General features: G+C 37.3%; 17 protein-coding genes and 2 tRNA genes. 8 read left to right on the forward strand and 11 right to left on the reverse strand.

The genetic code is table 11. The features are described from left to right. Window positions 1-139: 139 nt before the first annotated feature. From AC23ME_RS07885 to recR, 3 genes are read right to left on the reverse strand one after another with little or no spacing between them, the layout of a single operon-like run. Window positions 140-2,119, reverse strand: coding sequence for a sensor histidine kinase (locus AC23ME_RS07885; protein ID WP_487727210.1), 1,980 nt, complete (start codon window positions 2,117-2,119; stop codon window positions 140-142). Further along, a complete protein-coding gene (locus tag AC23ME_RS07890; protein WP_487727211.1) occupies window positions 2,119-2,934 on the reverse strand; it encodes an SDR family oxidoreductase in 816 nt (271 codons plus the stop codon). The genes AC23ME_RS07885 and AC23ME_RS07890 overlap by 1 nt, the downstream gene beginning before the upstream one ends. 57 nt (window positions 2,935-2,991) lie before the next feature. Continuing rightward, a complete protein-coding gene (gene recR / locus AC23ME_RS07895) occupies window positions 2,992-3,609 on the reverse strand; it encodes a recombination mediator RecR (RefSeq protein ID WP_487727212.1) in 618 nt (205 codons plus the stop codon). Between the two features lie 208 nt (window positions 3,610-3,817). On the opposite strand from recR, the gene AC23ME_RS07900 reads away from it, so the two are divergent. The 3 genes from AC23ME_RS07900 (at window position 3,818) to AC23ME_RS07910 (ending at window position 7,339) form a co-directional block, all read left to right on the forward strand. Further along, window positions 3,818-5,326, forward strand: a complete 1,509-nt coding sequence (locus tag AC23ME_RS07900) for a sodium:solute symporter (RefSeq protein ID WP_487727213.1) — start codon at window positions 3,818-3,820, stop codon at window positions 5,324-5,326. 15 nt (window positions 5,327-5,341) lie between these two features. Then, window positions 5,342-6,049, forward strand: coding sequence for an LOG family protein (locus tag AC23ME_RS07905; protein WP_308850619.1), 708 nt, complete (start codon window positions 5,342-5,344; stop codon window positions 6,047-6,049). 795 nt (window positions 6,050-6,844) lie between these two features. After that, window positions 6,845-7,339, forward strand: a complete 495-nt coding sequence (locus AC23ME_RS07910; protein WP_487727214.1) for a hypothetical protein — start codon at window positions 6,845-6,847, stop codon at window positions 7,337-7,339. Here the strand turns inward: AC23ME_RS07910 and AC23ME_RS07915 are convergent. Both AC23ME_RS07915 and AC23ME_RS07920 read right to left on the reverse strand, forming a co-directional pair. Beyond that, complete coding sequence (locus tag AC23ME_RS07915; RefSeq protein ID WP_487727215.1) at window positions 7,336-7,926, reverse strand: DUF502 domain-containing protein; 591 nt, start codon at window positions 7,924-7,926, stop codon at window positions 7,336-7,338. The genes AC23ME_RS07910 and AC23ME_RS07915 overlap by 4 nt on opposite strands. Window positions 7,927-8,002: 76 nt before the next feature. After that, window positions 8,003-10,459, reverse strand: a complete 2,457-nt coding sequence (locus AC23ME_RS07920) for a bifunctional UDP-N-acetylmuramoyl-tripeptide:D-alanyl-D-alanine ligase/alanine racemase (RefSeq protein ID WP_487727216.1) — start codon at window positions 10,457-10,459, stop codon at window positions 8,003-8,005. Window positions 10,460-10,630: 171 nt separating this feature from the next. Between AC23ME_RS07920 and AC23ME_RS07925 the strand changes: the two genes are divergently transcribed. The 3 genes from AC23ME_RS07925 to AC23ME_RS07935 all read left to right on the forward strand — a co-directional run bounded on the left by AC23ME_RS07925 (window position 10,631) and on the right by AC23ME_RS07935 (window position 11,453). After that, window positions 10,631-11,119, forward strand: coding sequence for a regulatory protein RecX (locus tag AC23ME_RS07925; RefSeq protein ID WP_487727217.1), 489 nt, complete (start codon window positions 10,631-10,633; stop codon window positions 11,117-11,119). 125 nt (window positions 11,120-11,244) lie between these two features. After that, window positions 11,245-11,317, forward strand: a tRNA-Gly gene (locus AC23ME_RS07930). 51 nt (window positions 11,318-11,368) lie between these two features. Continuing rightward, a tRNA-Leu gene (locus AC23ME_RS07935) sits at window positions 11,369-11,453 on the forward strand. 283 nt (window positions 11,454-11,736) lie between these two features. Here the strand turns inward: AC23ME_RS07935 and AC23ME_RS07940 are convergent. After that, the gene (locus AC23ME_RS07940) at window positions 11,737-11,928 is read right to left on the reverse strand and encodes a hypothetical protein (protein ID WP_487727218.1); all 192 of its coding nucleotides are present in this window, start codon (window positions 11,926-11,928) and stop codon (window positions 11,737-11,739) included. Window positions 11,929-12,030: 102 nt separating this feature from the next. Here AC23ME_RS07940 and AC23ME_RS07945 point away from each other — a divergent pair, with 102 nt between their 5' ends. Together AC23ME_RS07945 and AC23ME_RS07950 are read left to right on the forward strand one after the other, a co-directional pair. Then, window positions 12,031-12,318 carry a nucleotidyltransferase domain-containing protein gene (locus AC23ME_RS07945; protein ID WP_487727219.1) on the forward strand — a complete coding sequence of 96 codons (288 nt, stop codon included), beginning with the start codon at window positions 12,031-12,033 and terminating at the stop codon, window positions 12,316-12,318. 421 nt (window positions 12,319-12,739) lie between these two features. Further along, window positions 12,740-13,441 carry an SDH family Clp fold serine proteinase gene (locus AC23ME_RS07950; RefSeq protein WP_487727744.1) on the forward strand — a complete coding sequence of 234 codons (702 nt, stop codon included), beginning with the start codon at window positions 12,740-12,742 and terminating at the stop codon, window positions 13,439-13,441. A 323-nt stretch (window positions 13,442-13,764) separates the two neighbouring features. Here AC23ME_RS07950 and AC23ME_RS07955 read toward each other — a convergent pair whose 3' ends face one another. From AC23ME_RS07955 to AC23ME_RS07975, 5 genes are read right to left on the reverse strand one after another with little or no spacing between them, the layout of a single operon-like run. Continuing rightward, a complete protein-coding gene (locus AC23ME_RS07955) occupies window positions 13,765-14,616 on the reverse strand; it encodes a fumarylacetoacetate hydrolase family protein (RefSeq protein WP_487727220.1) in 852 nt (283 codons plus the stop codon). A 54-nt stretch (window positions 14,617-14,670) separates the two neighbouring features. After that, window positions 14,671-15,639: a Gfo/Idh/MocA family protein gene (locus AC23ME_RS07960; RefSeq protein ID WP_487727221.1), complete on the reverse strand. Its 969-nt coding sequence runs from the start codon at window positions 15,637-15,639 to the stop codon at window positions 14,671-14,673. Continuing rightward, complete coding sequence (locus AC23ME_RS07965) at window positions 15,632-16,840, reverse strand: M20 metallopeptidase family protein (protein ID WP_487727222.1); 1,209 nt, start codon at window positions 16,838-16,840, stop codon at window positions 15,632-15,634. Before AC23ME_RS07965 ends, AC23ME_RS07960 begins: the two co-directional genes overlap by 8 nt. 5 nt (window positions 16,841-16,845) lie before the next feature. Further along, window positions 16,846-18,414 (reverse strand): sodium:solute symporter family transporter, encoded by a 1,569-nt coding sequence (locus AC23ME_RS07970; RefSeq protein ID WP_487727223.1) that lies wholly within the window; start codon window positions 18,412-18,414, stop codon window positions 16,846-16,848. 32 nt (window positions 18,415-18,446) lie between these two features. Next, the gene (locus AC23ME_RS07975) at window positions 18,447-19,814 is read right to left on the reverse strand and encodes a hypothetical protein (protein ID WP_487727224.1); all 1,368 of its coding nucleotides are present in this window, start codon (window positions 19,812-19,814) and stop codon (window positions 18,447-18,449) included. Window position 19,815: the final 1 nt, after the last annotated feature.

The raw sequence follows: 19,815 nt of genomic DNA on the forward strand, positions 1-19,815 counted from the left end.
CTTATTAAAAAATAAACGTACAAAAGGTTACATCACGCTATTGCGTTATGCCACCACCAAATTGTATTTACGTTTAATGTTCTCATTCTGTAAGCAAATATGTAATTGTTTTTCTATAAATGCAACACCAATCTATGTTTTATGCAATCTTTTTTAAAAAACCTTTCATGGTGAACGAAAACGTAGTGCCTTTGCCAACTTCACTACTTACTTCGAGTTCCCCTTCGTTTGCCACTACAAATTCTCTACAGATAATTAGACCAAGGCTAGTCCCTTCTTCAGATTTAGTACCCCTGGTTCCTGTTGCTGACAATTCAAAAAGCTTCTTAATTCTAGCTTGGTTAATACCTACACCATTATCTCTTACTTCAAATTTGATCTTGCTTTTACTTACGGCTTCTGCTTTTAAACTTACCTCGCCATTATTATTAGTGAATTTGATTGCATTTGCTGTTAAATTTCTAATCACAAAATCAAAGTGATCAGCATCTGCCTCCAACATAATATCAGCTGGAATATCTACATTAATTGCAATATTTTTCTGTGCAGCAGCTTCCTGAAGCAAACCTAAATTCCTTAAAATATTAGGCAATGGATCAAATTCTGAAGTATTTAACCGCACTCCTTTAATCTGCATTTGTCCCCACTTTAACAACTTATCCAGTATTTCCAAGCTACTATCACAATGCAGCATAAGCTTATTCACCATTCGATGTTGTATTTCCTCATCAAGTTCTTTGTCGTTAATCAGCCTTAAGATACTAATGGTAGATACCAAAGGCGAGCGTATGTCATGGGCAATAATAGAAAAGAATTTATCCTTAATTTCATTACTCTCTTCGAGCTCTAGATTAGCTTTTTTAAGCAACTTATTTAGATGTTTCGATCTGAAATAGTACACCAAGGTTATTACCAACACTACAAAAATTGCTACTGCAATAGAAAGAATAATGTTGTAAAAAATCTGCTGATCTCTATTTTTTAGCGTTAGCTCGTTAAGCTGTGCTTTTGATTTTTCTAGCTCATAAGCACTTTCCAAACTCGATACCTGTTTCATCATATCGGTGTAGAATACTTTTTCGGCAAGCTCGCTGCGCTTCTCCAAATACAAAAGTGCTTTCGCTAAATTCCCCTTGGCTTTGTACAAATCACCAATTTTATCTAGCGCAGTAATCTGTTGGCGGTACATTTTATGCTTTTCTGCAATTTCTAAAGATTGCAAAAGGAAGAACAAAGCACTGTCAGGTTGCTTTATTGCGTACACATCAGAAAGTTCTACCAAGGTAGTTTGTTCTCGCAGCACGTTTTTTATTTCTCTAGTGAAACTTAGTGCTTCTTTATAAACTTTTACGGCTTCTTTACTTTTCCCCTGCTTAAAATAAGCTGTAGCTAATTGTCTAAGCAAACTAATTTTAAGACCATTAAACTCTATCTTATTACTTTTTGAAAGTCCCGTATTTACGTAAGAAATTGCCTTTTCATACTCACCCAACTTCGTATACACGTAACCAAAATTGATATACATGTTCAACGAAAGATTGGACAGCGGAATTTGTTTATCAATTTCTTCAGCAATTCGGAGATTGCTCAAGGCATTTTGATATTCTCCTAAACTGTAATATGCCTCAGCAAATACAACCCTGCCTTCCAACATCCCTAGTTTATGATTATTTTTCTCGCTTATATTTAACGCTTCCATAAAATAAGCTAGCGCTTTATCATAATTACCCTTACGTTTTTCTACAACACCTAGTCTAACGATGGTTGCAGCTAAGCCTATATCATCTCCCTTTTCACGATAAATAGCTTCCGCTTCTAAGTATTTTTCCCGCGAATCTCGGTATCTCGTAGCATTATCGTCAATCATTCCATGTTGGTTAAGCAATGCGGCTCTTCCCAGATCATCTCTTTGTTGTTCTGCTAATTTGAGACCTTCCTTTACGTAAATCAAGGCAGAATCAGGATTGAGATAACGATAATACTTTATAATACGGATATAATCGTCGGTATTTTTTGGTGTTTTAGGTAATTGCTGAGCAAAAACAGGCGCACACAAAAAAAGATTTAGGATTACCCCAAGCAATACAAAAGCGAGCGTTTTGTATAAATTTTGCTTCATTACTTAATGAGTGGGTTTTTCTCCTTCGTGAAGAGTTCGAAAACCTTTTTGTCTGCAAATTTTGGAAATAGTTTATTCACCCAAACAGCCAGCTTGCCCTGGCGTGTCATGATCAGGGTTCGCTTGCGCTGCTCAATGCCATCGCAAATTCTTGCCGCAACCTCCTCGGCGCTCATCATCTTTCCTTCTTCCATGCTGGTTTCGCCATGCGCTTGCCCATCTTGAGCTAACGCCGCAACGCGGATATTTGAAGTGGTAAAACCGGGGCAAGCCACCATCACATGAACGCCAGTTTTTAGCATTTCGGTACGCAAACACTCCATAAAACCATTCATAGCAAATTTAGACGAAGAATAGCCGGTTCTTCCCGGCAAGCCTCTGTAACCTGCAATAGACGAAACTGCGACTACACTCCCCTCGGTTTTCAGAATTTCTGGCAAAGCATACTTGGTGCAGTACACTGTACCCCAAAAATTAACATCCATCAAGTTTTTAAGCACCGCAAGATCTACATCTTTAAACAAAGCCCGCATCGATAAACCGGCATTGTTAATTAGCACATCTATTTTCCCGAAGGTAAGAGTAGCTTGATCAATCAATGATTTACAGTCTTCTTCCTTTGTCACATCAGCCTGGATAGCCAATGCTTTAACATTATATTTCTGCTGTAGTTCTGCGGTAATTTCACACAGTGTAACATACTGACGGGCACCTAACACCAAATTAGCTCCCCTTTTAGCCATTTCTTCTGCTAAAGCTCTACCAATTCCAGACGATGCTCCTGTAATTACAACAATTTTATTCTTCAAACTCATAATTTCCGTTTCCTTTTTGTTTTTCAATTCAGATGCTTCTTCGGTAGATGAAGGCAGCTATTTCAACATAGATGGTTCGTAAGGCACTCTGGTTACGATAGACCGTCCCAAAGTAATTTCGTCAGCATATTCTAACTCCCCTCCAAAGGCAATACCTCTCGCAATAGTAGTAATTGGGATATTAAATTCCTTCAATTTTTTATGTAAATAGAACAAAGTGGTATCACCTTCCATATTGGCACTTAAAGCTAAAATAACTTCACGCACTTCGGCAGTTCTTACCCGTTCTACCAAAGTTTCGATATTCAAATCTGATGGACCAACGCCATCCATAGGAGATATTAAGCCGCCCAATACATGATAAACACCAAAATATTGATTGGTGTTTTCTATCGCCATCACATCTCTTGTATCCTCTACCACACAAATTACATCCTTTTCTCTTTTAATAGCTGCACAAATACCGCAAGTTTCAAAATCAGAAATATTATGGCAAACCTTACAGTTTTTTATTTCATTCTTTAATTTGATTAAAGTATTTCCAAAGTTGGTTACTTCAGCCTGCTCTTTATTTAAAAGATGTAAAACTAAACGTAGAGCGGTTTTTTGTCCAATACCCGGCAATTTACCAAACTCACTTACTGCATCTTCGAGCAACTTTGAAGAAAAATTCATAATGCAAATTTATTAGTTATTTACCACAGATGCACAGATTATTTATCGCTGATAGATATATTTTACAAATTAATTTTCGCTTAAACGCCTGCTTTGCCAAAAGTAGGTATCCAACTCATTTATTTTTACTAACTTTTGCTGTTTTTAGAAAACCAAGTTGCAAGTTTTAGCAAGTTTTTGCTACTTTTAGCAACTAATCAAATTATATATGAGTTCTACACTATTGTTATGTTTTTTAATAGGCTATTTCGGCCTCTTAATTACAATCGCTTTTGCGACATCAAAAAATTCATCAGATAATTCTACATTTTTCTTAGCAAATAAGAATTCTAAGTGGTATTTGGTAGCCTTTGGTATGATAGGTACTGCCTTATCTGGCGTAACTTTCATCTCTGTTCCTGGCGAAGTTGGTGCACCTGGAGGTAACCAATTCCAGTATTTCCAATTCGTTTTAGGAAATGCAGTAGGCTTTATCATTATTGCAACGGTACTATTGCCTTTGTATTACAGAATGAATTTAACCTCTATTTACAGTTATATAGAGCAACGTTTAGGCCATTACAGCTATAAAACGGCGGCTACAATCTTTTTGCTTAGCCGTACATTGGGTTCTGCGGCAAGATTGTACTTGGTAGTGTTGGTACTACAAAGATTTATATTCGATTCTTATGGCGTTCCTTTTTGGGCAACCGTGTTAATTTCATTAGGTCTAATTTGGTCTTACACTTTTAAAGGAGGGTTAAAAACCATCATCATTACCGATACCTTACAAACGTTCTTCTTGGTATTGTCTGTTTTCTTAACGATTTATTTCGTTACCGACAGCTTAAACTTAACTATCGGACAAGCATTTGAAACTATTAAAAGCAGCAGCTATTCAAAAGTATTCTTCTACGAAGATTTTATATCAAGCAAATTTCACTTCTCTAAACAATTCATTGGTGGTATTTTCGTAACCATTGCCATGACAGGTTTAGACCAAGATTTGATGCAGAAGAACTTGAGTATGAAAACCATTGGAGAGGCGCAAAAAAACATGTTTACCTTCACTGGTATCTTCGTTGTACTTAACATCTTCTTTTTAAGTGTAGGTGCTTTACTTTATATTTTCGCAGCAAAAAATGGCATTGAGGTTCCGTTAGACCACATTACAGGCAAGCCAAGAACCGATTTATTATTCCCTACCATTGCACTAAACCACTTGGCAACAATACCTGCTGCTGTGTTTATGTTAGGTTTAACTGCAGCTACCTTTGCTACCACAGATAGCGCTTTAACAGCGTTAACAACCTCATTTTGTGTAGATTTCTTAGGTATGAGCAAAAAAGAAAATGCCGAAAAACCTGGTGCCGTTAGAAAAAGACACATGGTGCACATCGGTTTTTCACTGTTACTTTTTGTAGTAATATTAGTTATTAATGCACTAAACAGCTCATCTGTAGTAAGTTTAATTTTCTTAATTGCATCATACACTTACGGACCATTGTTAGGGCTTTACTCGTTCGGTTTATTTGTAAAATCTCGTGGTTTGCACGACAAATTAGTGCCAATTGTTTGTATCGTTTCTCCATTTCTATGCTACCTATTCGCTACCAATGCGCAAAAATTGCTTGGCGGATATGTTTTTAGCGTAGAGCTAATTTTAATAAATGGATTCATTACTTTTATGGGCTTAATGCTGATCAGCAAAAAAACAGATCAGCAAACTAGATTTTAACCATAATATTAGTCTATGAACAGTGAAGAGAAGATAAGAAGTGCATTTGCCAACAAAGATTGGCAAGAAATTAAAGTAACAGATAGCTGGCAGATTTTTAAAATCATGGCCGAGTTTGTGGATGGATTTGAGAAACTTTCGAAAATTGGTCCTTGTGTAAGTATTTTCGGTTCGGCCAGAACGGCAGAAACCAACCCATATTACCAACTGGCTGTACAATGCGGCCAGTTGTTAACCGAACGTGGTTACGGTGTAATTACAGGCGGTGGCCCCGGTATTATGGAGGCGGGAAATAAAGGAGCGCACTTAAACGGTGGTAAATCTGTAGGTTTAAATATCGATTTACCGTTTGAGCAGTTCCACAATAAGTACATAGAACCTAGTCGTTTGTTAACCTTCGATTATTTCTTTGTACGCAAAGTAATGTTCATGAAATACTCGCAAGGTTTTATCGTATTGCCTGGCGGTATGGGTACTATGGACGAGCTTTTCGAAGCATTAACTTTAATCCAAACTGGTAAAATTGCCCGTTTCCCAATCGTATTGGTAGGTACCGATTATTGGGGCGGCTTGGTAGATTGGATCAAAAACACCATGCTAGAAAAGGAACACAACATTCATGCAGAAGATCTAAACTTATTTAGGTTGGTAGACACCGCCGAAGAAGCTGCAGAGCATATCTTCAGGTTCTATGACAAGTATGTATTGAAACCAAACTTCTAATATCCCAACTCAATTAACGTGGAGTGTAAGTTAATTCTTACGCTCCTTTTTTGTTTTTAGAAGCGCTGGTTTAGTGTAGCTATTTTCGGTCGTCCGGCTTTACACTATAATCTTTTTGTCAGCTTTTCCTTCATTCTAATGTATGTGGTTAAATAAAAGAAGCGCTACTATTTTCCATATCTCAACAAAAAGTATTTCCGTTTCAATCCGGGCTATTTAACATAATTCGGTACTAAACACTTCATTTCTTTCCCCTCAATACGCAAACAGCATAACACATATAGTTTAGCGCCAAGAGCGCAGCGAAAGGTCTAATAGATAGACTTAATAACATTATGATTAATAGATTATTCCTCGAAACTAGGGATGACAGGGAGTTTAACCTATTTAACTTTGTCAATCTTAATGTGCACTTGCAAAGAAGATTGACAAAGTTTGTTGCATAGCAAGTGCCACCTAAACCCGATTGAAGTGGAAATACTTTTTTTTGTTACTGTCTTTACCCCCTGGATGTCATGCTGAGCTTCCCGAATGGTCGGGACAAGTAGTCGAAGCATGTGCAAAATATGAAACAGATCCTTCGATAAACTCACGATGACAATGTCAAAAAAGATTTTAACGTAAAGCGGGACTATCAATCCATAGTAGTAATGGCTATGCTTTTCTAAAAATTCAATTACAAATCAAACAAGCATCATTTTGCTACGTTCTGTAATATCAAAGTAAATTGAGCTTGCAGGTAGAAAGAAAATGTAACTAAGCGTTACCAACTACATCTAAAAAGAAAAACCTATCATGGAAAAGGCAGTTACATGGACAAAAGGCGTATTTGATAGTTCTTATCAGATTTTTTGTGATGGCCAAATTTGTGGTAATCTCATTTTTGAGACATGGAACAACCATGCTCTCGGAATTATGTCGCAAAAGAACTACCATTTTAGATGCAAAGGTTTTTCTAATATTACCACCACTATTTATGGCGATAACAACGAAGAACTAGGAATTATTACCTTTCACATGTGGCAATTTAGGGCAGTTATTGCCTTAAAAAACCAAGTTCCCTTCACTTGGAATTACAGCAATAGTTGGTTAAGTAGCTGGAATGTGAGTAACCATCAAGACACCAACATGCACTTTAGAGCATCTTCTGGCTCGGGTACGGTTACAGGGCAAAATTTAGATAATGAACTAGCGCTGATAACAGGTCTTTACGTTAAAGAATTCTTTTCACGTATATTAGTACTATTAATTGCATTTGTGGCGGTAATGGTTGCAACAAGAGGTATTTAAATTTGCGTTACACCACCACTTACTACCAATTTCATAGCATCGGCAGCGCTCATGTTTAAAGGCTTTATCTTTTCTTTTTTTACCACATAGATTTGGCCTGCAAACGAGTAAGAGAACGGAAAATAAACGATCGCTTCGCCTGGCAAATCTAGTTTGCTTAAATCATTTTGCGTAAGAAAACCTATGCGTTTCATATCTCCCTCGGTTTCTACGAGCACTGGGTGGTTAAACTTTTTCTCGTCACCTACGAAAGCCTCGGTTAAATCTTTAATTGAAGTATAAATAAAATTAAAAAGCGGCAATTTGTTGAGCCAGCGCCTAAACCAATTGTACATTGGCTCGGTTACGAAATAAGTTACAAAAATACCCGCCAACAAGATAATAGCCAATACCAACACCAAACCCAAACCCGGAATGTTACGACTAGCACCTGTATTTGGATCTACTCCTAAGATATTATTGATGTTTAGCCAACTATCTACCGTACTTACCGCCCAAACTACGATGAAAATGCTCAGGGCAATCGGCATTACAATTAACAACCCTTTGATGAGATAATTTAACAGCGCTCTTCCAATCTTATTCATACCGCAAAATTAACCTTTTTTAGTTGGTTCAATAGTTCATTGGTCATTAGTTTATTGGAAAGCCATGCAATTCCCTCTATTCGTAATAATAAACCCGCTTTACACGTTGTGAAACGTTGGTTAAAATCTCGTAAGGAATGGTATTAATTTCTTGTGCTAAATCAACAATACTAGGGTGGTGACCGAAAACGACAACCTCATCGCCTACTTCAACTTCTATATCAGTTACATCTAACATGCACATATCCATGCAGATTGAACCTACGGTTGGTGCTAATTTTCCATCTACCAACATTTTCCCCGTGCCATTACCAAAAGCACGGCTGTAGCCATCGGCATATCCAATTTTTACGGTAGCTATTTTACCGCCATTCGGCAAGCTACCCTTACGCCCATACCCCACTGTCTCTTTTGGAGCTAATGTTTTGATTTGCGATACTGTAGTTTTTAAAGCAGCTACGGTCTGTAATCCTTCGCTGTTAGGTAGCGCACCATCGAAACCATATAGACCTATGCCGATACGAACCATATCGAAATGGTATTTTTGCCAACGTGTGATGCCCGATGTATTTAAAACATGCTTTAACGGCTCATAACCCAATACGTCCGTTAGCTTCCTATACATTTCTGAAAAGATAGCTACTTGCATTTCTGTAAAATCATCATGCTGTGTATCATCTGTAGCCACAAGATGTGTAAAAACAGAGACTACCTTTAACTGCTGATGAGCTGAAAGTACGGCCTTTAGCTCACTAATTTGCTCAACTTCAAATCCTAATCGATGCATTCCAGTATCAAACTTCAAATGCACGGAAAAGTCAGAAACATCAGCAGGAAGAAAATGTAGCAAATTCTGCAAAACCTCGAGGCTGTAAATCTCTGGTTCCAATTTGTATCTCAACATGGCATCAAAGGCTGAAGGTTCGGGGCTCATAACCATAATAGGCAATGTAATACCTGCTTTGCGCAGGGCGATACCTTCATCGGCGTAAGCTACTGCCAGATAATCCACTTTGTGGTATTGCAATAGATTGGCAATCTCGAAACTCCCACTACCATAAGAAAAAGCCTTTACCATCGCCATTGTTTTCACCCCAGAAGCCAATTTCGATTTGTAGAATTGAAGGTTAGACAGCAAAGCATTGAGGTTAATCTCTAAAACGGTATCGTGTACTTTCTGCTCTAAACGCTTGATAATTCGTTCAAAGCCAAATCTACGTGCCCCTTTAACTAAAATTGTTTCATTATTAAAGTTGAGTTGAGCTATCTGAGACAAAAACGTCTCCGTATCTGGAAAGAAAGCTTTTTCTAAATTAAAAAGATGGACATGAGCTGAAATGTTCTCTCCAACGCCAATTAATCGATCTATTTTCTTCTGTTTCAGTAAAAGTGAAATCTCTTTATATAATTCTTCGGCAGACTTTCCAGTTTCATGCAAATCAGACAACACTAAAGTTCTTTTGGGATGTTGGTTTTGCTGATTAAGAAAATCTAAAGCAATACCTAGAGACGAGATATCAGCACTATAGCTGTCATCTATCAACGAGCAATGGTCAATGGCATTTAACAACTGCAAACGCATCCCTACCCTAATCAAGCGAGACAGTCGGAAAGCAACTTCATCTACCTTGTAACCCATCGACAATAAAGTTGCCCAACAAATTACTACGTTTTCAACCGCAGCTGCATCGCTGAAAGGTACGATAACACTGATGTCTTGCTGTTTATATATTGCTTTGATTTCGGCAGTAGTATCTTTAAATTGTACGTTAACGATTTGTAGATCGGCTTTGCCAATAAAACTCCATGTAAAATGCCTTTTGTCGGGCAAAGGCAGCCCTGCAATGATGTGTTCGGGAGCGTAAATAAAAGTATCGACATCGTTAAATAGCTTAAGCTTTTCCGTCAGCTTTTCTAGTTTGCTTTCGAAACCTTCGTCGTGCGCCTCTCTTATATTGGTTAACACGCCAATAGTAGGTTGAATAATTTTCGCCAATTTCTCCATCTCATTCGGCGCAGAAATTCCAGCTTCGAAAATGCCCAAATTATGATGTTCATTTATTTGCCAAACAGAAAGAGGAACACCTATTTGAGAATTGTAACTTTTAGGGCTGCGCACCACATGGTAATCTGTAGAAAGCAACTGATAAAGCCATTCCTTAACAATAGTTTTACCGTTACTACCGGTAATGCCAATTACATCCAAATGGTGTATTCTTCTATGATAAGAAGTTAGTTGCTGTAGCGCCAAAAGCACATCATCCACTTTAATCCAATTTGCTTCAGGATAATTTTCGATCTGAATTTCTTGAGAAACTACAAAGTTCCTAATCCCATTTTGGTAAGCGCTACCGATAAATTGATGTCCATCTCGTTGTGCCGAAATTGCGAAAAACAAGGCATGAAGCGTATCGCTTAAGGTACGGCTATCAGTGACCAGACTTTTTACCACCGAAGTTTTATCATGAAAAAAGCCGTTCCCGTCAATAATTTCAGCAATTTGTTCAACAGTATATATAGTGGCCTTCGACATTACAATGATAACTTAATGATATTTTTTTACGAATTTCAGCAAATATTTATGAACTCTACATGATTACTCATCATTTAATCGTGCGGGTAACATCTGGCAAATATAAACACAATAAACTGAGCAAGCGCCGAGATTATTGACAACAGCACAATGAAATAGTATAAGGAACAGATGACTAACGAGAAAGAAAAGAAATACAACTATGATATAAAGACGGCTTTACAAAAAGCAGCGAATTGGTGCGCTTATCAGGAAAGATCGCAGCAGGAAGTTAGAGATAAGCTATACGAATGGCAAATGAAGCCTACAGAGGTTGAAGAAATTATTTCTACCCTTATTTCCGAAAATTTCCTCAATGAAGAAAGGTTTGCACTAGCTTACGTTTCTGGGAAGTTTAAAATTAAGAAGTGGGGCAAAATTAAAATAAAGCAGGGCTTGAAATTAAAAAGGGTTCCTGAACCAATCATTAAAAAAGCGTTAAATAGCATTGATGGCGATGAGTATTTTGAGACATTGAAAATTTTAATGGAAAAAAAACAGCGAGTAGAAAAGGAAAAGAATGCTGTTAAGCGTCAATTTAAGCTTGTAAATTATCTTCATAGCAAAGGCTTCGAAAAAGATTTAATTTTTATTTTACTGAAAAACATCGACTTAGATTAAGATGTTAAATTTTTATTAAATATTTCTTGACAGAAATATAAATGTGCGTATATTTGCATCACCAAAACGAAAGGGAATTATTTAAAAGCCCAACAGTTTTAAAGATATCGGATGATATCAACAATGCGAAAGTAGCTCAGTTGGTAGAGCACGACCTTGCCAAGGTCGGGGTCGCGAGTTCGAATCTCGTCTTTCGCTCTAAATGCCTTCCTACCAGGAGGCATTTAATTTTAAAAGCATTTTATGCTTGCTGAAGTGGTGGAACTGGTAGACACGCAGGACTTAAAATCCTGTGCCCTCAACAGGCGTGCGGGTTCGATTCCCGCCTTCAGTACAAATGAAATAAAACACAAACATTTAACAATCAATTAGTTAAGCGTTTGTGTTTTTTTGTTTTACATCTAAATCTGTTGGGTTTTCTAGCAAGAATTAGACTTAATAAGCAGTTAATACATTAGTAATCAGATAATTATAATCATTTAGTTTCAAAATCATTTCCAGTCTGTTTAGTTTTTTGTTGATTGAACACCTAAAATGCTATTTATCAGCAACTTGAACTTTCAAGTTATTTCTATAGCTGTAAAATACCATACAAATGTTAAAAATTATATAACAACCTATAAATCAACCTCTTTCTCGATTATCTTCACAATAACTTGCACAAACTTTCTTAACAATTCTTTTTCAGTTCCAGCATAAATCTTCGGATAACTGTTTACTATATGTATTTCTGAATTATCTCTTTTTACGATTGCTTTTTTAACTGCACGATCTGATATCCTTTTAGCTTTTCTTTTTAATATTTTCATAATAAGAATAGAGTAACATTATAATTATTTCGGGATTAATTTGATTGTATAGAAAATATTGCATCTATTTGTCTACCAGCAAATTAATTAGCTCTTAAAATAATGGAAATAAAACAACATATTGAATTTAGTAAAGTTCGTTTAAATGTATTTAGAAAAGAAATAGCGAATATTGATGAACTTTCAAAAAACAGTCTTTGTATTTATACAACCGGAAGTTACGGAAGACATGAAGCTTCCGAGAATTCTGACATAGATTTATTTTTCTTAGATGCTAAAGAGGAATCTCCAACCAGTAACATTGATAAAACCTTAATTAATGCCCAAGTAATTAAAACATGTAGAGCCATGAAATTACCTGAATTTAGTAAGGATGGCGGCTATCTGTAGATTATTCCAAAACTGGCCACTGCTTTTTTTGCAAACTGGCCACATCTAACGTCGCAAAGTGGCACTGATTTCCGCTGAAAAGTGTTCAATCGGCTGATTTTAAGAGGATTTAAGACTATCCAGATGTGTTCTGGAACAAGGTGTTGTTTGATGAGCGAAATCGATTCTTGGTTGAGTAAATACCACTTTAAAAGGAAATCAAACTTGGATAGCTCATCCATTTGAAGACCGCTATCAATTGGGTACTTTTGGTAGCTCGTAAGGGCTTTTGCAAAGCAAAAGAAGGCTTCCTTCAGGATTACAGATGAAGGGGTAACAGAAGGGCAACAAGAATCTCGTGTTCTCTTAGAGGATCTGTGCGGTAAGCATCAAACTATAAATCCATAGTGCCTACTGAACAGTTTGGAACGTACAGGAATGGATAGTATCTCCGAAATACACAGTAACAAATTTTGACACTTCAAAACCTTTATTATTGGTTTTATATTCTTCTGGTGGTTCTGCGGGATCTGCGTATTTAATTGGAAAACTTTGTCGAGAATATTCTAACGGTAGTTTAATAATTACAGTGCCTCGACATGCCAAATCAGCAGCTACTTTAATATGCTGTGCAGCAAACGAAATTCATATGGGTAGCTTAAGTGAACTTGGACCGATTGACCCTCAAATAGACGGCCTTCCTGCCTTAGGATTAAAAAACTCAATTGAACATATTGCGGAACTTGTAAAAACTAATCCAGAGTCAACAGATATGTTCGCAAAGTATTTAAACTCATCTTTAACACTTATAAATCTTGGATATTATGAACGCGTAGCTGAATCAGCGATGCAATATGCGGAAAAATTACTTGAAACTCATGCAGATGGGTTGCCCCGTACCCCGAAAATTATTGCAGAAGAATTAGTTTATAAATATAAAGATCATGGTTTTGTAATTGACAAATCAGAAGCAGAACAAATTTTTGGGACTAATGTAATAAAAACTAATACCGCAGAATATGAACTTGGCAATGATTTATATAGGGCTTTAGATACTATAAGAACTTGGTTTGGATATTTAAAAAAGAACTTTTATTTAATTGGCTCACTCGACAATGAACCGAGTGTCACTGATATGCGGTAGAGGAAGTTTAAAATTTAATAATCTAATTAGCTAGATGCGTGATTGTAAGTGTTCGAAAAATTCTCTTTGTTGAATCTTTCGAACACTATTCTAAAAAACTTATTATTTATTTTTTCCACTTTTTTTGAGTTCATTTTTCTCGATAATGCTCTCAACCATCGTCAGAAAGCCCGATAAATGTTCTAATACAGAACCCGTTTCTGTACAAAAATTAAAATCCCTTAGTTGCAAAACTGAGGGATTTTTTTTGCTATAAAATCTAAGAACTTTCAGTGATTCAAAACAACAAGAATTGATATTTTGAATCACTGAATTTTATCCAATTAGCTGAACGGCACTACTGTTTGTCTAGAAACACCTAAACCATCAGCACCCAACTCTACTACATCACCAGCTTTTAAATAAACTGGCGGTTTGTAGCCTAAACCAACACCAGCTGGAGTTCCGGTAGAAATTACATCTCCAGGCAACAAAGTCATGAATTTAGATACATAAGCAATGAGCTCAGGCACAGAAAAAATCAAGTTTTTGGTAGTGCCATTCTGATGCTTCTCTCCATTTACCGACAGCCATAAACCCACGTTCGAAATATCTGGCATTTCATCTCTGGTAACTAAGTATGGTCCCATTGGCGCAAACGTATCACACCCTTTCCCTTTATCCCAAGTACCTCCTCTTTCCAGTTGGAATTCACGTTCAGAAACATCGTTGATGAGCACATAACCAGCTACGTATTCTAAAGCCGAAGTCTCCTCAACATATCTAGCTGTTTTTCCAATGACAACACCAAATTCCACTTCCCAATCGGTTTTCTCAGAATCTTTTGGCAGCATGATATTGTCAAACGGACCAACAACAGAAGTAGTTGATTTAAAGAAAATGATAGGTTCTTTCGGGATGGCAGCTCCTGTTTCATTAGCATGATCCAAGTAGTTTAAGCCAATGCACACAATTTTAGATGGACGGTCAATTGGAGCACCTATCCTACTATCTGCAGATATTTCTTTTAACTGATTTTTATTATCATTGATGTAGCTTTTTAAACGCTCAATTCCGTTGCTTTCAAAAAACTGCTCATTGTAATCTTCTCCAAAAGCAGAAAGGTCGTAATGTTTAGCATCAATTTGGACACCTATTTTCTCTTGTCCTAAATTTCCGTGACGAATTAATTTCATGTGTTATGTTTCTATTAAAAGCTAGTTTTTCGACTAGCTGATTGATAAATATCTCTAATTGTTTAAAAGTACTCTGATGCCTCCATTTACTCTACTTTGATGAGCAGCGTCTATAAATTTGCAGATTGCTAAAGTTTCCTCTCGTTTAACTGGCACTACGCCTGTTTCAAAAAAGGAAACAATCTGCTTAAGGAGTGGATTGTAACCTTGGAAGGTCCCTAACTGTACAATTTTATCTTGTATGAAAACTGTACCACCAAAGCCGTCGGCGCCTTTTCTAATTCCTCTCAAAGTCCCTATTTTACCATCTTCCCATTCGCCAGTGTAAATATCTGCATCAGCTGTGTGCTGAGTTTGAACGCTTTTGCAATTCGGGCCAAGTAGTGTAAATAACATTTCCACACCGTGGATACCATACCAATACAAATCTTTGTGCGACGGCTCGGTATAGGCAGGCGAATAGACATCAGCACCTAAAACTGTTTTCTTATCTATTTCTCCAATACCTGAAATGTATCTCAGCGAACTGGTCGAAAATACTGGAGTTTTATACTTTTCAGATAGTTCAAATATCTTCAAAGCAGCCTGGTAGCTATTAGCAATAGGTTTATCGATAAATAAAGGCTTTTTGGCTTTAAGTATGATTTCTGCCTGTTCCAGATGCTTATTACCGTCATTGGTTTCGAGCAGTACAAAATCTACCTTTTTTAATAGTTTTTCAATACTCGATACCACTTCTACACCAAGCTTCTTAATATCTTCAGTAAACTTTGGAATACGTTGTGCATTTAAGGGAATACTCGGACTTCCCATTGGATAAGCTGCAACTACTTGATAACCTTTATAATTATCATTTGCTGCATTTGCATTCAGTTCTCTAGTAAAGGCAATGGCATGGGAAGAGTCCAATCCAACTATTCCAATACGTTTTTTTGAGTTTGATTGCGCTAAACTCTCTGAACCGTAAACCATAGAGGCTAAACTTAAAGTACCAGCCGCAGCTACAAACTTTCTTCTATCCATTCGCTTCCTCCAAAAAATCAAGGCAACTAGTTGTCATTGCCTGCATAGCAGTTAAAAAAGCTTGTTCATCTAAATCGAATTTGGCATTATGAAGTCCATATTGAACCCTTTGTTGCTCATTTTTTATCCCTACCAAAAAGAAAACGGAAGGATATTTATGCGAATAATAGGCAAAATCTTCAGCCGCCATCCATTGCGGTACGTCTTCCAAATGTGCAGCGCCGAAGTGATTAATTACAGAAGATTTGAAATGTTGACTTAAAGCGTCATCATTGATTAGCATCGGATAACCGTGTTTAATTTCCAGCTCTGCTGTTGCGCCTAACATTTTTACAGTACCATAAACAATTTCTTCAAAATGCTGCAAAGCCTGTTTACGCCATTCTTCATCCATGGTTCTAAAAGTACCTTCTAGCCAAACATGGTCTGGAATTACATTTGCAGCGCCATTTCCAATAATCTTTCCGAAAGTGAGTACGCTAGGCATTAGCGGATTTGCTTTTCTACTTACCACTTGCTGTAAGCTAGTCAACAATTGTGCAGCAACCATGATGGTATCAACTGCTCTATTTGGTTCGGCAGCGTGCCCGCCACTTCCGTTTATTTTTAAATAGAACTCATCCGCAGAAGCCATAAAACGACCAGCACAAAGTCCAATCTGTCCAGTATCTAACCGCGGACTAACGTGAATACCGAATACTGCAGCAATGGTTCCTCCTAATTTTTCTAAAATTCCAGATGCAATTACCGCCTTTGCACCACCAGGAACTCTTTCTTCCGCAGGTTGAAACAAAAGCAATACCTTTCCCGAAAATGTATGTGTTAACTGCTGAAGTATTCTTGCTACACCCAACAAATTTGCGGTATGAAAATCGTGACCACAAGCATGCATTAAACCTTCTTTTTGAGAAACGAATTCAGTTTCGTTCTCTTCCCAGATGGGTAATGCATCAATATCTGCTCTTAAAACGATGGTTTTTCCTGTAGCTTGTTTTGTTCCTTCAATTACGCCAACCACTCCAGTATTTGCAACCTCCTCGTATGGAATTGCCAATTTTTCAAGTTGGGATTTAATGAATTTTGAGGTCTCATATTCTTGAAAAGACAATTCAGGATTTTGATGCAAATGCCTTCTATAAGCTATAACATCCTCATGTACAGCTTTTGATAATTGAATAATTTCTTGAGAAACCTCGACCATAATTGCTAAAAATATCTAACGTAAAAATACAATACTGCAGCCGTAATAATTGCCCACCATAAGGTTGGATTTTTTAATCCTTTATAAGATGGAGATTGATTAGCTAAGGCACCACCGCCTTTTCCGTAATTGATAACCAAATTATCTAATTCTTGTCCTTCTTTTGGTTTAAATAATAGACTTACTACGCCACAAACTATCATACAAGTCCAAAATACAATTCCAGTACGGTTAAAGAATGGCATATCTGGGAAAGAAAACTCCATAATTAAAGATAATGGAATGGTTAAAAGTCCAGCCGCCAAAGCACCTTGAGATTTTGTCTTTTTCCAGAAAACCCCCATCAAAAACATGGTAGCAATACCCGGCGTAAACAAACCGTATAAGTTCATCAAATAAAGAAATATTGGCTTTTCTGAATAGCTTAATAGCAACACAGCACTACAAATTCCAAAAAAGATAATTGCTACGCCAGACCTTTTGCCGAAACGAATGGCTTGGTCATCTGTAGCATTCTTATTGATATATTCGCTGTAAACATCTACCGTCAAAATTGTAGTGCAAGAGTTAATCGCTCCAGAAATATGCGACATAATTGCCGAAATCAATCCAGCCATTACCAAACCTATCAATCCGCTAGGTAATAAGGTTTTAACCAAGGTCGAGAAAAGTAAATCTGGTTGTTCTAAAGCTGGCAAAAATGCCGGTGCTACTAAAGCAGGAATGGTAATAATTAGCGGCACAAAAAATTTCAGATAATCGCCGAAAATAACTCCCATGCGTCCGTGCCACTCATTTTTTGCAGCCAACACACGTTGTACAATAAACTGATTTGTGGCGCAGTAGAACACACTGATACACAACAAACCACCTAAATACATCGTCCAAGGAAAATCTGGGTCATTAGCTGGATAGAACATCTTCCAATCTTTCGAAGATTCTACAATAGCCCCAAAACCACCAGCTTTATCAATAGTAGCGAAAGTAAGTACCAAACCTCCCAACACCAATATCACCAATTGTACCATTTCTGTCCATATAACAGCTTTTAAACCACCTAAAACGGTGTATAAACCTGTTAACAGCGCCATACCGATAATACTATAGAAAATTGGAATATCGAATAGCGCATGAAGTGTTAAACCACCTAAATAAAGTACCGCCCCTATCTCCACGAAGATATACGTGAACAAAATTAAGACAGCATACAATACACGGGTTGAAGTTCCGAAACGCTTTTCTAAATATTCGGGAACGGTGTAAAATCCATTTCTGATATAAAAAGGGAGGAAAATCCACAACAGTGCATTGAAGCCAATTAATATTGCGCCCCATTCTAAAGTGATAGCTACGAAGCCTCTATCGTAAGCCGCACCCATTGCGCCTACTAAGTGATGGCTACTGATATTTGCAGCGATAATACTGCCTCCAATCATCCACCATGGTAATTTATCTCCCGCTAGGAAATAATCTCTTTTCGATTTGGAACTCTGCTTCGAAGCATACAATCCCAGCGCAACAATACCGATAATATAAATGGTAAAAATTGCGATATCAATTATTTCAAGTTTCATTTCAGGTTGTTTGGTTAGTCCGTTTGGTTGTTTTATGAGGTTGTTGTTAGCTGCTCTATTTTCTCAATTACTTCAGCAATTAACAGCTCTAATCCACCTTTTTCGAAAGGCGTTTGCCATACTGCGTAAATGTCTTTTCCGTACAAATCTTGCGGCGGTAAGTAGCCTAAATAGCCATTGGCGATATTAATAAAAGTGATAGCCCTATCTTTAAAATGCGCTCTAATCAGCTCCTGTCCTATAGCGTAAACTTCGTTGGCTTGTGCAACTATAAAAGCATCACCAAATTGCCAAATCCATACTGGCAGTACGGCATGAGTTTGGTCTCCAATTGATTTACGGGTATTTAATTTTCGCCACAAACGGTCTTTCATCACCCTATCTTCGCAAACATTAAACTCTTGCTCAATTTTTTCTATGCTGTCTAACTGTTTGTAAGGAATGTTTACTTCAAATTTTATCTGCCTAAAAACTTGGCTCGGAACAACTTCCTTTTCAGCATAAATAGCCAAAGGCGCACCCGATTGTAAAGCGTGGTCAAAAGTCCATTTTTTGCCAACTGGCGATGTATTTTCTAAAGTCGATAAAATAGCAAAGCCTAATTTTCTACCATTGGCATCTACTATTTCTGGGTCTTTAACGTATTGTTTTTTAGGTGCCAAATCTCCGGATGCGCCTTGCAAAAACAAAGTCGGAATGTTTAATTTCTCAGCAATCAGTTCACGCATTGCTCCCACATAGTCTGGAGAAATGAGCGTATTTTCGTGAGCAAACGTAGTTGGATGACAAGCGTAGTTACAAATTATCGCTTTCAGTTCTCCATCAGCATTGCTTAATTTTCCAACCAAAAGTGTCTGGTCAGGTTTTGCAGATGGGTCGTAGCCTATCAGATATTCTCCATTGAGATTTAAATCTCTTTTGGTTGCCAAATCGCAACAGCCGTACTCCCAAGATAAAAAGCCATCCATTAGACTTTCTATTGCATTGTTGATGCTCTCGATGGCTGTTTTCTTCAAAAACTCCAAATAGGGAATGATATGTTCGCCACCATTTTGGTCTTTATCGTTAGTACAAATGCTTGGTCCAGCATGTGTATGCGACAGACAAAACAACAACTGCTCTTCCTTCAAACCACAGGCTTCAATAATGGCAGTTCTTAAATTGCGTTCATCATCGTTGTTTTTCCACCAACCTAAATCTGCAGCTATAATTGCACCTAAAGTCCCGTCATCACTTTGTGTAACTAAACAGGATAAGAATAACGGCTTATGTACACCCGAAGCCACATCAAACTTAGCCGCCCCCCAATTTCTCGAATAAATTCCTTTCGGAGATGTAATATCTGCCTCAATAATTTGAAATTTTAACGAAGTAACCGAGCTTGGAGATACAGTAGCCATA

Source organism: Pedobacter sp. T50_32 (genome assembly GCF_057652195.1).